14 protein-coding genes are annotated in these 17,482 nt (G+C 50.4%); 11 read left to right on the top strand and 3 right to left on the bottom strand.

Annotated elements, in window-relative coordinates; all coding sequences use genetic code 11:
* Positions 1–243: 243 nt before the first annotated feature.
* The 7 genes from clpP (at position 244) to EDF88_RS08385 (ending at position 8,651) form a co-directional block, all read left to right on the top strand.
* Positions 244–867 carry an ATP-dependent Clp endopeptidase proteolytic subunit ClpP gene (gene clpP / locus EDF88_RS08420; protein WP_064516635.1) on the top strand — a complete coding sequence of 208 codons (624 nt, stop codon included), beginning with the start codon at positions 244–246 and terminating at the stop codon, positions 865–867.
* A gap of 133 nt (positions 868–1,000) precedes the next feature.
* Positions 1,001–2,275, top strand: a complete 1,275-nt coding sequence (gene clpX, locus EDF88_RS08415) for an ATP-dependent protease ATP-binding subunit ClpX (RefSeq protein ID WP_034457994.1) — start codon at positions 1,001–1,003, stop codon at positions 2,273–2,275.
* A gap of 251 nt (positions 2,276–2,526) precedes the next feature.
* Entirely contained in the window at positions 2,527–4,881 is a 2,355-nt protein-coding gene (gene lon / locus EDF88_RS08410; protein ID WP_064516637.1) for an endopeptidase La, read from the top strand.
* A 210-nt stretch (positions 4,882–5,091) separates the two neighbouring features.
* Entirely contained in the window at positions 5,092–5,364 is a 273-nt protein-coding gene (gene hupB / locus EDF88_RS08405; protein ID WP_034457998.1) for a nucleoid-associated protein HU-beta, read from the top strand.
* Positions 5,365–5,721: 357 nt separating this feature from the next.
* Complete coding sequence (gene ppiD, locus EDF88_RS08400; protein WP_134184042.1) at positions 5,722–7,593, top strand: peptidylprolyl isomerase; 1,872 nt, start codon at positions 5,722–5,724, stop codon at positions 7,591–7,593.
* A 163-nt stretch (positions 7,594–7,756) separates the two neighbouring features.
* Positions 7,757–8,128: a helix-hairpin-helix domain-containing protein gene (locus EDF88_RS08390; RefSeq protein WP_134184207.1), complete on the top strand. Its 372-nt coding sequence runs from the start codon at positions 7,757–7,759 to the stop codon at positions 8,126–8,128.
* 124 nt (positions 8,129–8,252) lie between these two features.
* Positions 8,253–8,651 (top strand): YbgC/FadM family acyl-CoA thioesterase, encoded by a 399-nt coding sequence (locus tag EDF88_RS08385; protein ID WP_134184038.1) that lies wholly within the window; start codon positions 8,253–8,255, stop codon positions 8,649–8,651.
* A gap of 50 nt (positions 8,652–8,701) precedes the next feature.
* Here EDF88_RS08385 and queC read toward each other — a convergent pair whose 3' ends face one another.
* A complete protein-coding gene (queC, locus tag EDF88_RS08380; protein WP_134184036.1) occupies positions 8,702–9,397 on the bottom strand; it encodes a 7-cyano-7-deazaguanine synthase QueC in 696 nt (231 codons plus the stop codon).
* A gap of 64 nt (positions 9,398–9,461) precedes the next feature.
* Positions 9,462–11,165 carry an SgrR family transcriptional regulator gene (locus EDF88_RS08375; protein WP_134184034.1) on the bottom strand — a complete coding sequence of 568 codons (1,704 nt, stop codon included), beginning with the start codon at positions 11,163–11,165 and terminating at the stop codon, positions 9,462–9,464.
* Between the two features lie 103 nt (positions 11,166–11,268).
* On the opposite strand from EDF88_RS08375, the gene cof reads away from it, so the two are divergent.
* Positions 11,269–12,090 carry an HMP-PP phosphatase gene (cof, locus tag EDF88_RS08370; RefSeq protein ID WP_134184032.1) on the top strand — a complete coding sequence of 274 codons (822 nt, stop codon included), beginning with the start codon at positions 11,269–11,271 and terminating at the stop codon, positions 12,088–12,090.
* 42 nt (positions 12,091–12,132) lie between these two features.
* Here cof and EDF88_RS08365 read toward each other — a convergent pair whose 3' ends face one another.
* Positions 12,133–13,182, bottom strand: a complete 1,050-nt coding sequence (locus tag EDF88_RS08365; RefSeq protein ID WP_134184030.1) for a PLP-dependent cysteine synthase family protein — start codon at positions 13,180–13,182, stop codon at positions 12,133–12,135.
* Positions 13,183–13,296: 114 nt separating this feature from the next.
* Between EDF88_RS08365 and EDF88_RS08360 the strand changes: the two genes are divergently transcribed.
* The 3 genes from EDF88_RS08360 to EDF88_RS08350 all read left to right on the top strand — a co-directional run bounded on the left by EDF88_RS08360 (position 13,297) and on the right by EDF88_RS08350 (position 17,374).
* Positions 13,297–13,758, top strand: coding sequence for an Lrp/AsnC family transcriptional regulator (locus EDF88_RS08360; RefSeq protein ID WP_064516763.1), 462 nt, complete (start codon positions 13,297–13,299; stop codon positions 13,756–13,758).
* Between the two features lie 66 nt (positions 13,759–13,824).
* The gene (locus EDF88_RS08355; RefSeq protein ID WP_134184028.1) at positions 13,825–15,603 is read left to right on the top strand and encodes a SmdA family multidrug ABC transporter permease/ATP-binding protein; all 1,779 of its coding nucleotides are present in this window, start codon (positions 13,825–13,827) and stop codon (positions 15,601–15,603) included.
* Entirely contained in the window at positions 15,596–17,374 is a 1,779-nt protein-coding gene (locus EDF88_RS08350; protein ID WP_134184026.1) for a SmdB family multidrug efflux ABC transporter permease/ATP-binding protein, read from the top strand. Before EDF88_RS08355 ends, EDF88_RS08350 begins: the two co-directional genes overlap by 8 nt.
* Positions 17,375–17,482: the final 108 nt, after the last annotated feature.

The raw sequence follows: 17,482 nt of genomic DNA, 5'->3' as shown, positions 1-17,482 counted from the left end.
TGACTCCCTGAAAACCCATCAATAAAACGCAGTTTCAGGGTTAGCGTAACAAGAAAAGGTTGTTATGCTTGAAACAGGGCAAGCTTATCCCCATAAATAAGGGCATGGCTCGAAAATGGATCCCTGACTGATAATCCGTCCGAATAAGGTAATAGGTGTAAGCAGGAGCGTAGTCTTCTTCTGGCACCTCAAGTAGAATCAGTGCTGCAGGTATCGAAGGCTTAATTATTCCAGGAGACGGAAATGTCATACAGTGGCGAAAGAGATCAATTTGCACCCCATATGGCCCTGGTGCCGATGGTTGTTGAACAGACATCGCGTGGCGAGCGTTCATACGATATCTATTCCCGTCTGCTCAAGGAACGTGTCATCTTTATGACGGGCCAGGTCGAAGACCATATGGCTAACCTGATCGTAGCGCAGATGTTGTTCCTGGAAGCAGAAAACCCAGAAAAAGACATCTATCTCTACATTAACTCACCAGGTGGTGTGATTACCGCTGGTATGTCTATCTACGATACGATGCAATTTATTAAACCAGATGTCAGCACCATCTGTATGGGACAAGCCTGTTCTATGGGTGCATTCCTGCTGACCGCTGGGGCGAAGGGTAAGCGCTTCTGCTTACCGAACTCACGAGTGATGATTCACCAGCCGCTGGGCGGTTATCAGGGCCAGGCTACGGATATTGAAATCCATGCCCGCGAAATCCTGAAAGTGAAAGCTCGTATGAACGAACTTATGGCGCAACACACGGGCAAATCTCTTGAAGAAATAGAGAGAGACACCGAGCGTGACCGTTTCCTCGCAGCAAATGAAGCTGTAGAGTATGGCTTAGTTGACTCAATCCTGACTCACCGTAGCTAACGCCCGAAAATAGTGAGCCGTATACTATTATTGTTATAGCAACGGCTCATAGCGCGCTTACGATTGGCTGCGCCGTAGAATGGCACTTGCGCCGTCCTGTTCGGTGCACAGAAACAAAAAAGAGGTTTTACCGATGACAGATAAGCGCAAAGACGGTTCAGGCAAACTGCTGTACTGCTCTTTTTGCGGCAAAAGCCAGCATGAAGTGCGTAAACTGATTGCCGGGCCGTCAGTGTATATCTGCGATGAGTGTGTCGACTTATGTAACGACATTATTCGCGAAGAGATTAAAGAAGTCGCTCCGCACCGCGAACGTAGTGCGTTGCCGACTCCGCATGAAATCCGTCACCATCTCGATGATTACGTCATCGGTCAGGAACAGGCTAAAAAAGTCCTGGCGGTTGCGGTTTACAACCACTACAAACGTCTGCGTAACGGCGACAGCACCAACGGCATCGAGCTGGGCAAAAGTAACATTCTGCTCATCGGGCCGACGGGTAGCGGGAAAACCCTGCTGGCTGAAACCCTGGCACGTTTACTGGATGTTCCATTCACCATGGCTGATGCCACAACGTTAACCGAAGCCGGTTACGTGGGTGAAGATGTCGAAAACATCATCCAGAAACTGCTGCAGAAATGTGATTACGATGTGCAGAAAGCACAGCGCGGTATCGTGTATATCGATGAGATCGACAAAATCTCCCGCAAATCTGATAACCCGTCCATCACGCGTGATGTGTCTGGTGAAGGTGTGCAGCAGGCGTTGCTGAAACTTATCGAAGGTACTGTTGCGGCGGTTCCACCTCAGGGTGGCCGTAAGCATCCACAGCAAGAGTTCTTGCAGGTTGATACCTCCAAGATTCTGTTTATCTGTGGCGGTGCATTCGCAGGCCTTGATAAAGTTATTGCTAACCGCGTTGAAACCGGTTCAGGCATTGGCTTTGGCGCGACCGTAAAAGGTAAATCTCAGAAGGCGACCGAAGGGCAGTTGTTAGGTCAGGTTGAGCCGGAGGATTTGATCAAATTTGGTCTGATTCCTGAGTTTATCGGCCGTCTGCCAGTCGTTGCTACGCTGACTGAACTGAGCGAAGAAGCTCTGATTCAAATCCTGAAAGAGCCGAAAAACGCCCTGACCAAGCAGTATCAGGCGTTGTTCAATCTGGAAGGTGTGGATCTAGAATTCCGTGACGAAGCGCTGGATGCAATTGCCAAGAAAGCAATGGCACGTAAAACCGGGGCTCGTGGTTTGCGCTCCATCGTAGAAGGCGCATTGCTGGATACCATGTACGATCTTCCTTCTATGGAAGACGTCGAAAAAGTGGTGATTGACGAATCAGTCATCGACGGTCAAAGCAAGCCATTATTAATTTATGGCAAGCCGGAAGCGCAACAAGCATCCGGTGAATAATTCGCCAAAATAACCAGTCAGTTAGTCTAAAAAGGGGGATTTATATCCCCCTTTTGCTTTTCCTTCATTCCTGGCATTGAATGCTCGGGAAACATCCCCATATACTGAATTACTTGTTGGTGATGCCATGATTCCTGTCATCCTTCAAGTGCAGGTGCGTTGTTGACGCCTTCCTGCAAATTGAAAGATTTAAGGTATAAACAGAGGACATCGCCCCATCACCAGGCGGACCTTAACTAAGAGAGAGCTCTATGAATCCTGAGCGTTCTGAACGCATTGAAATCCCCGTATTGCCATTGCGCGATGTGGTGGTTTATCCGCACATGGTAATTCCACTGTTTGTCGGGCGAGAAAAATCCATTCGTTGCCTGGAAGCGGCCATGGATCATGATAAAAAAATCATGCTGGTGGCGCAGAAAGAAGCCTCGACAGATGAGCCAGGTGTAAATGACCTGTTCTCAGTGGGAACCGTCGCATCCATTTTGCAAATGCTGAAACTGCCAGACGGCACGGTAAAAGTGCTGGTTGAGGGTTTACAGCGTGCGCGTATCACCACGCTTTCTGACAACGGTGACCATTTCTCAGCTCAGGCTGAGTACCTGAATTCGCCAGCCATCGAAGAGCGCGAACAGGAAGTGCTGGTGCGCACCGCAATTGGTCAGTTTGAAGGCTATATCAAACTGAACAAAAAAATCCCGCCAGAAGTGCTGACATCGCTGAACAGCATTGACGATCCTGCTCGTCTGGCTGACACCATCGCTGCACATATGCCATTGAAACTGACTGATAAACAGTCCGTTCTTGAGATGTCCGATATTAACGAACGTCTTGAATATCTGATGGCCATGATGGAGTCAGAAATCGATCTGCTGCAGGTTGAGAAACGTATTCGCAACCGCGTTAAAAAGCAGATGGAAAAGAGCCAGCGTGAGTACTATCTGAACGAGCAAATGAAAGCCATTCAGAAAGAACTCGGCGAAATGGACGACACGCCAGATGAAAACGAAGCGCTAAAACGCAAAATCGACGCGGCTAAAATGCCGAAAGAAGCGCGTGAAAAAACCGAAGCGGAACTGCAAAAACTGAAAATGATGTCGCCAATGTCTGCGGAAGCAACCGTGGTTCGTGGCTACATCGATTGGATGGTGCAGGTGCCGTGGAATGCGCGCAGCAAAGTGAAAAAAGATCTGCGTCAGGCGCAGGAAGTCCTCGATACCGATCATTACGGCCTTGAGCGCGTGAAAGATCGTATCCTGGAATACCTCGCAGTCCAGAGCCGCGTTAACAAGCTCAAAGGGCCAATCCTGTGCCTGGTCGGGCCTCCTGGTGTAGGTAAAACTTCACTGGGTCAGTCCATCGCTCGTGCGACCGGACGTAAATATGTGCGCATGGCTTTGGGTGGCGTACGTGATGAAGCGGAAATTCGCGGTCACCGTCGTACTTATATCGGTTCTATGCCAGGTAAACTGATTCAGAAAATGGCGAAAGTGGGCGTTAAAAACCCATTATTCCTGTTGGATGAAATCGACAAAATGTCTTCGGACATGCGTGGCGATCCGGCATCTGCTCTTCTGGAAGTCCTTGATCCAGAACAGAACGTGGCGTTTAACGACCACTATCTGGAAGTGGATTACGATCTGAGCGACGTGATGTTTGTTGCTACGTCTAACTCCATGAACATTCCGGCACCGCTGCTGGACCGTATGGAAGTTATTCGTCTTTCCGGATACACCGAAGACGAGAAGCTGAACATTGCTAAACAGCACCTGTTGACGAAGCAAATTGAACGTAATGCCCTGAAAAAAGGCGAAATTACCGTTCACGATAGCGCTATTACAGGCATCATTCGTTACTACACTCGTGAAGCTGGCGTACGTAGTCTGGAACGTGAAATTTCCAAACTGTGTCGTAAAGCAGTTAAACAACTGCTACTGGATAAATCGCTTAAACACATCGAAATTGACGGTGACAACCTGAAAGATTTCCTTGGTGTTCAGCGTTTTGACTATGGCCGTGCTGACAGCGAAAACCGTGTGGGCCAGGTAACTGGTCTTGCGTGGACCGAAGTGGGTGGCGATCTGCTGACTATCGAAACCGCATGTGTACCGGGCAAAGGCAAGCTGACTTACACCGGTTCTCTGGGTGAAGTTATGCAAGAGTCTATCCAGGCTGCACTAACCGTGGTGCGTGCGCGTGCAGAGAAATTAGGCATCAATGCTGATTTCTATGAAAAACGTGATATCCACGTTCACGTGCCAGAAGGTGCGACGCCGAAAGATGGCCCAAGTGCGGGTATTGCGATGTGTACCGCACTGGTATCTTGCCTGACGGGTAACCCTGTTCGTGCAGATGTGGCTATGACCGGTGAAATTACGTTGCGTGGCCAGGTTCTGCCAATCGGTGGTTTGAAAGAAAAACTGCTGGCGGCACACCGTGGCGGTATCAAAACAGTTCTGATTCCGGATGAAAATAAACGCGATCTGGAAGAGATTCCTGACAACGTTCTCGCCGACCTGGATATTCATCCGGTGAAGCGCATCGAGGAAGTTCTGACCCTTGCATTGCAGAACGAACCTTACGGAATGCAGGTTGTGACCGCAAAATAGTGACCTGACGCATATTCGGTTAATAAAATCAGAGCTGGCTGGTGAATTGTCACTTGCCAGCTTTTTTTTGTATCGCTACTTTAGATCGCTGGTGATGCATGCCATTAACAACGGGTGTTGTAAGGGCATGACAGGCCTGATATAACTGCTGCGCGGTCGCACTTTGAAGGATATTGGTGCGATATAAATTATAAAGAGAGGAAGAGAAGAGTGAATAAATCTCAACTGATAGACAAAATTGCCGCAGGTGCTGATATTTCTAAAGCTGCGGCTGGACGTGCATTAGACGCTGTGATTGCTTCTGTTACCGAATCTCTGCAATCTGGGGAAGACGTGGCACTGGTTGGCTTTGGAACTTTTGCTGTTCGTGAACGTGCTGCCCGTACTGGCCGTAACCCACAAACAGGTAAAGAAATCACCATCGCTGCTGCAAAAGTACCAGGTTTCCGTGCTGGTAAAGCGCTGAAAGAAGCTGTTAACTGATTTATCGCTAGCTAATACCCGTTAGCATTCCAGTTGCAGGTAGGCGGCCTGGGAGCTTATCCCGATGAGCTTACTTCAGTAAGTGATTCGGGTAAGTGAGTACAGCCAACGCCCCAGCAGCTTGAAGGATGATGGGTGTATAGGGCAAGGCTAGTAAAGTTAGGTCAGGGCGCATCGTTAGATGTGCCTTTTTTTATGCCTGATGGCTAATTTTGCGCATGTTTGATGATTTGAACCCGTTTTCTTGTCACAATACCCGCTTGCACGCAGCGGCACAGCAGTACGCATATTCAGGGATGCCCATTTAGCGACTGCGCTGGGTTTACCATTCACACTACAGTGGAGTGTTGTTACACCATGATGGACAATTTACGTACGGCGGCAAACAGCCTCGTAATCAAGATAATTTTCGGGATCATTATCGTGTCATTCATTTTGACTGGCGTGAGTGGCTACTTGATTGGCGGTAGCGCCAACTACGCCGCAAAAGTGAATGGTCAGGAAATTAGCCGTGGTCAGTTTGAAAATGCTGTTGCTAGTGAGCGTAATCGCCAGCAGCAACAGCTTGGCGAACAGTTTTCTGTGCTAGCCGGTAATGAAGGCTACATGAAGCAGATGCGCCAACAGGTGCTGTCGCGCATGATTGATGAAGCGTTAATGGACCAATACGCCAAACATCTTGGTCTTGGCATTAGTGACGAGCAAATCAAACAAGCCATCTTTAAAGAACCTGCATTCCAGAACAACGGAAAATTCGATAACGCGCGTTATATCGCCATCATCGGCAACATGGGTATGACTGCGGATCAATACGCTCAGGCACTGCGTAATCAACTTACCACTCAGCAGCTGATTAATGCTGTTGTGGGTACTGATTTCATGCTGGCGGGTGAAACTGACGAACTGGCAGCACTGGTATCGCAGCAACGTGTGGTTCGTGAAGCCACAATTGATGTAAACGCACTGGCTGCGAAGCAGGAAGTTTCCGAGCAGGAAATCAACTCCAGCTACGAGCAGAACAAAAACAACTACATTGCCCCTGAGCAGTTCAAAGTAAGCTACATCATGCTTGATGCGGCCTCTCAGAATGTTGAAGTAGCCGATACAGATATTCAGGCTTACTACGACCAGCATCAGGACGAGTTCACTCAGCCTCAACGTAACCGTTACAGCGTGATTCAGACTAAAACTGAAGCCGAAGCTAAAGCAGTTCTTGATGAACTGAGCAAAGGCGGTGATTTTGCTACTCTGGCAAAAGAAAAATCAGCTGACATTATCTCTGCCCGTAACGGTGGCGACATGGGTTGGCTTGAGCCAGGCACCACACCTGATGAGCTGAAAAATGCCGGTCTGAAAGACAAAGGCCAGCTTTCTGGTGTGATCAAATCTTCTGTTGGCTTCCTCGTTGTTCGTCTTGATGACATTCAGCCTGCGCAAACTAAACCATTGGCAGAAGTGAAAGACGCTATTGCTGCGAAAGTGAAGCAAGAGAAAGCGGTTGATGCTTACTACGCGTTGCAGCAGAAAGTTAGCGATGCGGCGAGCAATGATAACGAATCTCTGGCGAGTGCTGAGAAAGTCGCTGGTGTTAAAGTTGTCGAGACTGGTTGGTTTGGCCACGACAACTTACCTGCTGAGCTGAACTTCAAACCTGTTTCAGATGCTATTTTCAATGGTGGTCTGGTTGGTGCGAACGGTGCTCCGGGTATGAACTCCGACATCATTACAGTAGATGGTGATCGCGCGTTTGTTATTCGTGTCGCTGAGCACAAAGCTGAAGCTATCAAACCGTTAGCTGAAGTTCGTGAGCAAGTTATCGCACAGGTCAAACATCAGAAAGCTGAGCAACAAGCGAAGCTCGATGCTGACAAACTGCTGAATGCGCTGAAGCTGGGTAAAGGTGATGAAGCTATGAAAGCCGCTGGCTTGAGCTTCGGTGAAGCGAAAACGCTGACCCGTACTGGCCAGGACCCAATCAGCCAGGCTGCTTTCAACCTGCCATTACCGGCAAAAGATAAGCCAGCCTACGGCGTGGCAAATGACATGCAGGGTAATGTGGTTCTGTTAGCTCTGGATCAAGTTAAACCTGGTGACATGCCGGCGGAACAGAAAAAAGCGATGGTTCAGGGCATCACTCAGAACAACGCTCAGATCACTTTCGAAGCGCTGATGACCAACTTGCGCAAAGAAGCGAAAATTAAGATGGGTGACAGCATCGAACAGCAGTAATTAACCTCGAGGTTTCTCGCAGTTAATTGCAACGCTCTGCAACATTCAAAGGCCGCTTTCGCGGCCTTTTCCACATTTGAAGATTGCCATTTGTAGCTGTTTTTTTTCCTGGATAAGGTGGCTTCGCTGTCAACACACAAGGAGGAACAGCATGAAAACAGGAATCAAAAGTGGAATACAAGCCGTGTGCATTGCCGTGGCATTTATTGGTACAAGCATCTGCACTCAAGCTTTGGCGGCCCCAGTTGCTGTCAAAAATGATACGGCCCAAGCTCAACAGCGCAGCGATAAAACCCCTGTAACCCCCGTTGCAACTGCTAAATCGAGTGATGCTGATGATGGCGTGGTAAGTATTAACACGGCGAGCGCAGAAGCTTTGGCACAAGCAATGAAGGGGGTTGGCCTGAAAAAAGCGCAGTCGATAGTGAGTTACCGGGAAGAGTACGGCCCATTCAAGGCACTGGAACAGTTGCAAGAGGTACCAGGGATTGGCAGTGCATTGGTAGAACGTAATCTGTCTCACATTAAGCTTTAACGCTTAGGGCTCCTTGCTCGCGCAGCCGGGAAAGTTTGCTATGCTAAATCACAGGTCATACCAGTTTGGTGTGGCCTGTTACCTCACCTTAATATTAAAACTACAGTGAAAGGGTTTTAGCGCTATGCAAACACAAATCAAAGTTCGGGGTTACCATCTTGATTTCTATCAGCATGTTAACAATGCCCGCTACCTTGAGTTTCTCGAAGAAGCCCGCTGGGAAGGGCTGGAAAATGCGGCAGGATTCCAATGGATGACGGAGCACAACATCGCGTTCATTGTGGTGAATATCAACATCAATTATCGTCGTCCAGCGGTGCTTGGTGATTTGCTACGCATTGAAAGCTCGTTACAACAACTCAATGGTAAAAGTGGTGTTTTGAGCCAGGTGGTTAAACTTGAACCAGAAGGTGAGGTCGTTGCAGATGCGCTACTGACTTTCGTTTGTATCGATTTGAAAACTCAGAAGTCGGTTCCACTGGAAGGGGAACTGCGCGAGAAGTTAGTTCAAATGATGGAGTAATAGAGTCGATGAAGGGGCGTGGCAAGTTAGCGGACCACGCCCACTAATATTTATTTCAGGCCAGTTTTCTTTTTCATTGCTGCCATTACCCCGGGTTTATCCGCCAGGAAATGGTTTAGCCCGTTAGAACGCAGGTTGCAAGCGGCACATTCGCCACAGCCGTCGCCTTTAATGCCGTTATAGCAGGTCAGTGTTTCGCTACGCACCAGATCTAGTTGCTGCCAGTAATCCGCCAACGCCCAGGTTTCTGCTTTATCGAGCCACATCAGGGGTGTTTCAAAGCGAATATCGCGAGCCATACCAAGACTTACGGCATGATTCAGGGCTTTTACGAATTCGTCTCGGCAGTCCGGGTAACCGGAGAAGTCCGTTTCACAAACACCGGTGATTATCGCTTCGGCTTCAACCTGATAAGCGTAAATTGCCGTCAGCGTCAGGAACAAAATATTGCGTCCTGGTACAAAAGTGCTTGGGATACCTTTTTCTTCGGGATCGTATCCTGGCACTGGAATGCTATCGCGCGTCAGGCTGCTGACAGCCAATTCATTCAATAACGTTACATCCAGCACTTTATGCGCACGAGCACCCAGTTTCAGCGCTAGTTCACGGGCAACGTCAATCTCAGCACGGTGGCGCTGGCCATAATCAAATGTCACACAGTGGACTTCATCATACTGCTGTAATGCCTGAATCAGGCAGGTTGTGGAATCCTGGCCACCACTAAAGACGACAACTGCACGTTTCATGAGTAATCCTGTTAAACAGCTAAAAACCTATGGTAACTCGTGGGCTGATGGCTGCCCAGCTTCTTCACGCCATCGTCGGTGGCGGTAACCAGGCTTGGGTAAAATCGAACCAACCCCAGGCGTTAAGTTCGATACCATTAACACCCGGCTGCGCGCTGATTTGGTAGCGGTAATTAAACAGCGGCGAGACTATCGCATCGCGCATTAGTGCGCTGAATACTTCCTGCAAACCGGTGCTGCGTGCGTGTTCATCCGGGTGGATTTGTACGCGGTCGAGCGTTGCCTGCAAATGGGTGTACTGGCTTTCAGTAAGCACCGCAGGCCACAGCACATCGCTGCGTAACCACTGCTCCAACGTGTAGACAGGTGCTTCGCCAATCAGACGGTCACCCATCATTAAATCGGCCTCAGCCAACGCCTCACATCCTGCCCAGTTTTTTGCATCATGAAATATCAGTGTGAGCTCGCAACCCAAATCAGCCAAATGTGTTTTAAGCTGCTGCGCCATGACGTGCAACTCAACGGGCAAATGATAAATCAACGTTAATTGCGGCGGCAGCATGATCGCTTCGGAGAATGGCCATTCGGGGAGTTTCCAACCAGGGATCATCTCACTGCTTGGAGTGATCAGCGACTCATCGACAGGAAGGCTTTCAATCAACCGCTGCTGCTGAATGAGTTGCATCAAAAAGCGTGCCTGCTCCGGTGTTAAATTGCCGTTTTGTTTTACCGCCAGATAGCAAAACCCAAGACTGATACTGTTACTTACAGGCCGTAAATGAACCAACTCGTCTTGCTGACCAATGGCGATCTGCACTGGATGGCGGCAACTGGTGCCCAGTTCGGCGTCGAACAATTGCGGGGTAATCCAGAACTCTACTGCTTTGAGCCGCGGGTGGCTGAGGTGGTAATACTCAAAACTCTCGATGCGCACCAGGTTCTCTTTAAAGCTGTTGATGCGGAATGGTCCACAGCCGATTTGGGTATCTTCAGGATGTGCCAGGCGGCTGCAATAACTGGCTAGACGATGCGCCAGCCAGTAATCGGGAGTGTGCAAAACAAAGCGGATACATTGCGTATGGGCAAGCTCAATGCTTTTCACGCTGATAAACAAACGTCGCATCGCCGGGAGCGTCAATAGCATCATCAGCCGTTGCTGTAACTGCGTGGTTTCCACCGGTTCGCCATTATGCCAGTGCAGTGTCGAGCGAATGAAAAAGTACCAACTCAGGCCATCTTCGGAGACTTGCCAGTGGTGAGCGAGATCGGGCTGCGGTGTCGCGTTGTTCGAGTTGAATCGGGTGAGCCCGGCAAAGACCTGGCCCGCAAGGTGCTGTTCGGCACGACCTGGCAGGAACCCCGGTTGCAACGGTTCTAACGGGCGATAGTAGGGAATACGTAAAGTCGGCGTATCGTTTTGCCATTGCCCACCAAGGAACGGTTGCAGCAATTGGCGCAACTGTTCTGGTGCGATTTGTGCCAGTTCCAGCGCGTTCTGATGCTGCCCTTTGTGGAGTACTTGCTCCATCATTCCGGAGCGCACGCTTTCTGGAGTCACCAGAAAACTCAATGTGCCGCGTTTTCCGCGCCCAGACTGCGCATGCCATGTCAGCCAACCCGCATCTTCAAGTTGATTAAGCAATGTTCGCACATGGCGCTCACTGCAAAAGCAGCGTGCAGCGAGTTCCGCTACCGTCACTTGCTGCGGTTCTCCAGCCGAAGGCTGCCATAAGCGTTGAAATTGATTTAATCGGTTTAACAGTCGCATTGGTGTAAACCCGGAACGATTTTCAGAAAGTATTCACTATTAGTTCCGTATATGCCAGGTGATACTGCCTTCAGTGTTTTAGTTGTCACAAATCGGAGTAAACATGGCTCGTCTGGCTGCATTTGATATGGATGGTACGCTGTTAATGCCCAATCATCTTTTGGGTGAAGAAACCGTACGTACCCTTAACCGTCTGCGGGATGAACGCCAGATAACCCTCGCGTTTGCCACTGGCCGCCATGTGCTGGAAATGCGTCATGTGCTGAGCAAACTCTCCCTTGAAGCGTTTTTGATTACCGGCAATGGCACGCGTATTCACTCAACGCAGGGTGATCTTCTACATCGCCAGGATCTATCTCCTGAGGAGGCGGAAATGGTTATCCACCGGCAGTGGGATACTCAGGCGAGTCTGCATGTGTTTAATGACACCGGTTGGCTGACCCAATATGAAGTCGGCAAAATGCTGAATGCTCACGTTTATAGCGGTTTTAGCCCGAAAATTGTCGATGTCAAACGCATTCCCTCCGATGAAGTCACCAAAATTTGTTTCTGCGCCCCTCACGACGATCTTGTTCGTTTGAAAGTTCAGTTGGATGAGGCTTTGGGCGGGCAAGCATTTTTATGTTTCTCGGCAGTAGATTGCCTGGAAGTGTTACCCGTTGGCTGTAACAAAGGTTCTGCGCTGAATGTGTTGAGCCAGCACCTTGGTTTAACGATGAAAGATTGCATGGCGTTTGGCGACGCGATGAACGACCGCGAAATGCTCTCAAGCGTGGGTCATGGTTTGATCATGGGCAACGCGATGGCGCAACTGAAAGAAGATTTACCGCATTTACCTGTTATTGGTCACTGCAATAAACAGGCTGTTTCGCATTATTTGACGCATTGGCTGGATACACCAAACCTCACTTATTCCCCCGAATGATAAGGCATTAAGCCAGCCGGGCGTTTGCCCGGCTTTTTTTCTTTATCTTTCAAGCAGTTTTTCGATTTCCGCTCGGGCTGGCAGCACATCACCAATATTCGTTTTCACCCACTCTGCGTTGTAATAAGTTTCCAGGTAGCGTTCACCGCTGTCGCAAAGCAGTGTCACAATTGAACCCGAGCGGCCTTCAGTGCGCATACGAGCTGCCAACTGCAGAACGCCCCACATATTGGTGCCAGTTGATGCGCCTACTTTGCGGCCGAGAATCGTTTCCAGCCACTGCATGGTGGCAATGCTTGCGGCATCTGGCACACGCATCATTTCGTCAATTACATCCGGGATAAAAGACGGTTCGCAGCGTGGGCGGCCAATCCCTTCAATTTTGCTGCCAATGGAGCTGCGTAGGCTGCAATCACGTTGCTGCCAGTAATCCATAAAGACTGAGTTTTGTGGGTCGACCACGGTCAATTTTGTTGGATGGCCCTGGTAGCGCAAGTAACGCCCGATGGTCGCCGATGTACCGCCAGTACCTGCGCTCATTACAATGTAATCTGGTACCGGGTGAGGCTCATGTTCCATTTGGCGGAAAATACTGTCGGCAATATTGTTGTTACCGCGCCAGTCAGTCGCACGTTCAGCGTACGTGAACTGGTCCATATAATGGCCATTCAGCTCGCGTTCCAGTATTTCGGAAGCCGCGTAAATTTCACACGCACTTTCCACGAAATGGCAGCGGCCACCGTAAAATTCAATTTGTTCTACTTTACGTTTTGCAGTGCAGGCTGGCATGACGGCAATAAACGGTAACCCTAACAGGCGGGCAAAATAGGCTTCAGAAACCGCAGTTGAACCGGAAGAGGCTTCAATGATCGTGGTGCCTTCTTTGATCCAGCCGTTACACAAACCATATAGAAACAGCGAGCGAGCAAGACGATGCTTGAGGCTACCCGTTGGGTGTGTGCTTTCATCTTTCAGGTAGAGCTGAATACCGGGAAAACCAGGTAGCGACAGGCGAATCAAATGTGTGTCGGCAGAGCGTTGGTAGTCGGCGTTAATTTCGCTAATCGCGTGGTTTACCCAGGTACTGGTCATGGTGATGTCCGTTTGTCTATTTGTGCTTAGAGTAATGCAAATAGAAGATAAAAAAGTTGCCTTTTAGCCTTCATTGGCGATTCAATGGAGAAAAATTTTCTCCTGGATGCTGCCATGTTAGATAAAATTGACCGTAAGCTGCTATCCTTGCTGCAAAACGACTGCACCCTCTCTTTGCAGGCTCTCGCGGATGCCGTTAATCTGACCACCACACCCTGCTGGAAGCGCCTGAAACGTCTTGAAGACGACGGTGTTATCCGGGCAAAAGTAGCATTACTAGACCCGGAAAAACTCGGCCTTGGGCTGACGGCTTTTGTGCTTATCAAAACTCAACAACACAGTAGTGAGTGGTACTGCAAATTTGTTTCGGTCGTTGCGGAAATGCCAGAAGTGTTGGGGTTTTGGCGTATGGCTGGTGAGTACGACTACCTGATGCGTGTGCAGGTAGAAGACATGAAACGGTACGATGATTTTTACAAACGGCTGGTGAACGGCATTCCAGGTTTAACCGATGTGACTTCGAGTTTCGCCATGGAACAGATAAAATACACCACGGCTTTGCCTTTAGAGCGCTAAGTCCCGCGCTCCCGGCCTTCAATTTCTGCCATGCATCGGCAGACGATATCTCAGGAATCTGACTGCGTGCGATTATTTGCTCAATTAAGCTGGTACTTCACCCGCGAGTGGCGACGCTATCTCGGGGCGGTTGCCTTGCTTATTATTATTGCCATCTTGCAGCTTGTGCCGCCAAAACTGGTGGGCGTGATTGTCGATGGTGTTACCCAACAGAGCCTCTCAGGTAATGACGTGCTGATGTGGATTGGTGTGATGCTGGTCATCGCAGTGATCGTCTACATGCTGCGCTATGTCTGGCGCGTGCTGCTTTTTGGGGCGTCTTATCAGTTGGCTGTTGAACTGCGCGAAGATTACTACCGCCAGTTAAGCCGTCAGCATCCCGAATTTTACCTGCGTCACCGCACCGGTGATTTAATGGCGCGCGCAACAAACGATGTTGACCGTGTGGTATTTGCCGCAGGTGAGGGCGTATTAACGCTGGTGGACTCACTCGTGATGGGCTGCGCGGTGTTGATTGTGATGTCGACGCAAATCAGCTGGGAATTGACTCTGCTTGCCTTACTGCCGATGCCGATTATGGCGCTGGTCATCAAACGTTATGGCGACCAGCTACACCAGCGCTTCAAACTGGCACAGGCTGCATTTTCCACGCTGAATGACCGCACCCAGGAAAGCCTGTCCAGCATCCGCATGATCAAAGCATTCGGGCTCGAAGACAGGCAGTCTGCACTGTTCGCTGCCGAAGCCAAAGATGCTGGTGCGAAGAACATGAAAGTCGCCCGTGTGGATGCGCGTTTTGACCCAACTATTTACATCACTATCGGCACTGCAAACCTGCTTGCGATTGGCGGCGGCAGTTGGATGGTAATTCAGGGCACGCTGACACTTGGGCAGCTGACAAGTTTTGTGATGTACCTCGGCCTGATGATTTGGCCGATGCTGGCGCTGGCGTGGATGTTCAATATTGTTGAGCGTGGTAGCGCAGCGTACAGCCGTATTCGCAGCATGTTGGAGGAAGCGCCATCAGTGAAAGATGGCGAGCTAGAAGCGCCTGCCGGGCGCGGCACGGTGGAAGCCAATATTCAGGCGTTCCACTACCCGCAAACTGCGCGACCGACTCTTGAGAACGTTTCGTTTACCCTGAAACCGGGTGAAATGTTGGGCCTGTGTGGGCCAACCGGTGCAGGGAAAAGCACCATTCTGTCGCTTATCCAGCGCCATTTTGACATCGACCAGGGCGAGATTTGCTTCCACGGGATCCCATTGGCGCAGATGCAACTCGACTCCTGGCGCAGCCGTCTGGCCGTAGTAAACCAGACGCCATTCCTGTTCTCTGACACGGTTGCCAGCAATATTGCGCTGGGTAAGCCGGGTGCCACGCAGGAAGAAATCGAACATGTCGCCAGGCTTGCAAGTGTGCATGAAGATATTTTACGTCTGCCACAAGGCTATGAAACCGAAGTGGGCGAGCGTGGTGTGATGCTTTCCGGCGGCCAGAAACAACGTATTTCTATCGCCCGTGCATTGTTGCTCGATGCGGAGATCCTGATCCTTGACGACGCGCTTTCTGCGGTCGATGGGCGCACCGAATACCAGATCCTCCATAACCTGCGCCAGTGGGGCGAAAACCGCACCGTTATCATCAGCGCGCACCGTTTGTCGGCGCTGACCGAAGCCAGTGACATTCTGGTAATGCAACACGGCCAGGTGGTGGAGCGTGGTAATCACGATGCGCTGGTGGGTAAGCCTGGCTGGTATCGCGATATGTATCGCTATCAACAATTGGAAGCGGCGTTGGATGATGCGCCAGAAGCAACGCCAGATGAGGAACCTGCCAATGCGTAAATCAATACAGCAATGGCCAACCATCAAACGCCTGCTGGCTTATGGTTCACCGTGGCGTAAACCGCTCGCAGGAGCGGTTGTGATGCTGTGGATTGCGGCGGCGGCTGAAGTGACTGGTCCGATTCTTGTTAGTTACTTCATTGATAATATGGTTTCTGAACATCGCTTGCCGGTTGCCGCCGTGGCAGGGCTTGCGACGGCGTATTTGCTGCTGTCGATTTCTGCTGCGGGCCTGCACTACTGGCAGGCATTGCTGTTTAACCAGGCAGCCGTTGGCGTAGTGCAAAAATTACGTACTGATGTAATGGATGCTGCACTACGCCAGCCATTAAGCACTTTTGATACCCAACCCGTTGGGCAGTTGATATCTCGCGTCACCAACGATACCGAAGTGATCCGCGATCTCTACGTGACGGTGGTCGCCACCGTATTACGTAGTGCGGCATTGATTGGTGCGATGCTGGTGGCGATGTTTACACTCGACTGGCGTATGGCGACGGTGGCGATTTGCATCTTCCCGGCAGTGATTATCGTGATGTTTATTTATCAGCGATACAGCACGCCGATAGTGCGCCGCGTGCGTAGTTATCTGGCTGATATCAACGATGGCTTCAACGAAGTCATTAATGGCATGAGCGTTATCCAGCAGTTTCGCCAGCAGGCCCGTTTTGGCGAACGCATGAATGCCGCGAGCCGTTCGCACTACATGGCGCGAATGCAGACTCTGCGTCTTGATGGCTTTTTACTGCGCCCGTTGCTGAGCCTGTTCTCTGCAATGGTGCTGTGTGGCTTGCTGATGTTGTTTGGTTTTACCTCGGTTGGCACCATTGAAGTTGGCGTGTTGTACGCATTTATCAACTATCTTGGGCGACTTAACGAGCCGTTAATCGAACTCACCACCCAGCAATCCATGCTGCAACAGGCGGTGGTTGCTGGTGAGCGTGTATTCGAGCTAATGGACGGCAAGCGCCAGGATTACGGCAACGACAAGCGCCCGCTGGAGAGCGGCCATATCGAAGTCGATAACGTCTCTTTTGCTTATCGTGGCGATCGCCTGGTATTGCAGGACATTAATTTGGATGTCCCTGCGCGCAGTTTTGTGGCCCTGGTGGGGCATACGGGCAGTGGGAAAAGTACTCTTGCTAACTTGCTGATGGGTTACTACCCACTCACCAACGGTGAAATCCGTCTGGATGGTCGCCCGCTGGATACCTTGAGTCATAGCGTGCTGCGCCAGGGTGTCGCAATGGTTCAGCAAGACCCGGTGGTGTTGGCGGATTCTTTCTTTGCCAACGTTACGCTTGGGCGTGACATCAGCGAAGATGCCGTCTGGCAGGCGCTGGAGACGGTGCAGCTTGCGGAACTTGCTCGAACCATGGCTGATGGAATTCATACACGGCTGGGCGAGCAAGGGAATAATTTGTCCGTCGGCCAGAAACAGCTACTGGCGCTGGCTCGGGTGCTGGTGGATGCCCCGCAGATTCTGATCCTTGATGAAGCAACCGCAAATATCGACTCTGGCACCGAGCAGGCAATCCAACAAGCTCTGGCAGCTGTCCGTGAGCACACCACGTTGGTCGTTATCGCGCACCGCTTATCGACTATTACCGATGCCGACACGATTCTGGTACTGCACCGCGGTCAGGCTGTAGAGCGTGGCACACATAGCGAATTGCTGGCTGCACAAGGGCGTTACTGGCAGATGTACCAACTACAACTGGCTGGTGAAGAATTAGCCGCTGCCACGCGCGAAGAACCCGAAACCGCGTAATGCACCAAAATCACGCATAAAGCCAATGGTTATCCCCATTGGTGCAGAAGCGAAACGCACCATGCACTAAAATGGTGCGTTTTTATTCTCTAAGAACTTTCTTAATCC

Source organism: Buttiauxella sp. BIGb0552 (assembly GCF_004366275.1).
GTDB lineage: Bacteria > Pseudomonadota > Gammaproteobacteria > Enterobacterales > Enterobacteriaceae > Buttiauxella > Buttiauxella gaviniae.
The sequence above is the reverse complement of the archived record's forward strand: the minus strand, read 5'-3'. Positions and strand labels throughout refer to the sequence as shown.